Consider the following 1556-nt stretch of genomic DNA (forward strand, 5'->3'; position numbering starts at 1 on the left):
TATGTCCCCTCTCCCGCCGGGAGAGGGGTTGGGGAGAGGGGATCAAAAAGATGAATCGCGCTACTTTTTCACTTATAGGTTTACCACTACCGAAAAAAGATCAGGACTCTTTTTCCGGAGCCCTATCCCGATAGGCAAAGGAGCGGAGCATGGGAACTCACGAGGCGTGGAAATACTGTTTGACTCGGAGAGCCTTCACGCGGGCGGTCCTCGTCGGCGCCCTGAGTCCGGCGCTCCTCGCGGGCGGTGAGAACAGCCCGAACAGCCGTCGGCCTGACAAGTCGGCCACCGTCGGTGGCAAGGAGAAGGGACTCGGCATCCCCGGTCCATTCCCCGGTCGAGTCGTCGAGGTGTACCACCCCGGTTCGGTCGTCAACCGACGCGTGCAGAGGGAGCCGGTGCGCAAGATGGTCGATCGGGGTATGCGCGAGCTCGCCGGAGTGCCCGACGCGACCGACGCCTGGAGGCTCTTCTTCGAGCCGGGCGATGTGGTCGGTGTCAAGGTGAACCCGGTCGGTGCGCCGCGGGCGATCTCCAGCCACGAGCTAGTCCACGAGGTCGTCGCGGGGCTGAAGAGCGCGGGCGTCAAGCCCGCGGACATCATCGTCTTCGACCGCTACCGCCGGCAGTTCCGCCGCGCCGGCTACGTCAAGAACCTGCCCGACGGTGTGCGCTGGGACGCCGCGGTGGACGACTACGATACCGTACAGCTCGCTATCGAGGGGTACGACCCCGACGTCTACCGCGAGATGGATCTGGTCTCGGTGGGGCATCACGATCCGAAGGACGATCGGACGCGACGCTCGCACCTTTGCCTCGTCGTCTCCCGCAAGGTCAACAAGATCGTCAACCTCCCGGTCGTCAAGGACCACGCCTCCGCAGGGGTGACGCTGGCCCTGAAGAACATGTCGCACGGCTTCGTCAACAACGTCGCCCGCAGCCACGCGACGCCGACCACCAACGCCTGCAACACGTTCATCCCGGCCATCTGCTCGATGCCCGAGATCCGCTCCAAGGTGGTTCTGCACATCCTCGACGGAACCAAGGCGGTGTTCGAGGGCGGACCCGGTGCGGCGATGAACGCGACCTGGAGCCACAAGACGCTCTACTTTGCCACGGACCCCGTCGCTCTCGACCGCATCGGCTGGGATGTGGTCGATGCGAAGCGCGTCGAGAAGGAAATGCCCGTCGTGGCCCAGACCCACTTTCGCCAGCCGACCGACAAGGATGGCTACCGGATCCACAGCTACCGCCAACCCCAGCACATCGAGCTCGCCTCCGCCCTCGGCCTGGGGGTCTTCGACCGGGAGGTCATCGAGCACCGGCGCATCGCGCTGAAAGGCTGATGAAACCGGAGCGCCTCGACTCCCCGGCGCGGTGGGCAAACGCACCAGATCCGGACTTGCTCCCACGCTGGAGCGTGGGAGCCAGAAAAATCAATAAAATTAGGCTCTTTATGGATTCCAGACTGGTCGAAGGGGACGACAGTCGGTAGCACGATGACCGATGACGGAACAGGTAGCCTTTTCTCAACAATAACAGCAAGTTATACGCCG

General features: G+C 63.4%; 1 protein-coding gene. It reads left to right on the top strand.

The window, feature by feature from the left end; translation table 11 throughout:
• The first annotated feature begins 149 nt into the window (after positions 1 to 149).
• Entirely contained in the window at positions 150 to 1346 is a 1197-nt protein-coding gene (locus tag BQ17_RS02035; RefSeq protein WP_089724072.1) for a DUF362 domain-containing protein, read from the top strand.
• Positions 1347 to 1556 lie beyond the last annotated feature (210 nt).

It is taken from the genome of Candidatus Thiosymbion oneisti (genome assembly GCF_900092655.1).
Lineage (GTDB): Bacteria > Pseudomonadota > Gammaproteobacteria > Chromatiales > Chromatiaceae > Thiosymbion > Thiosymbion oneisti.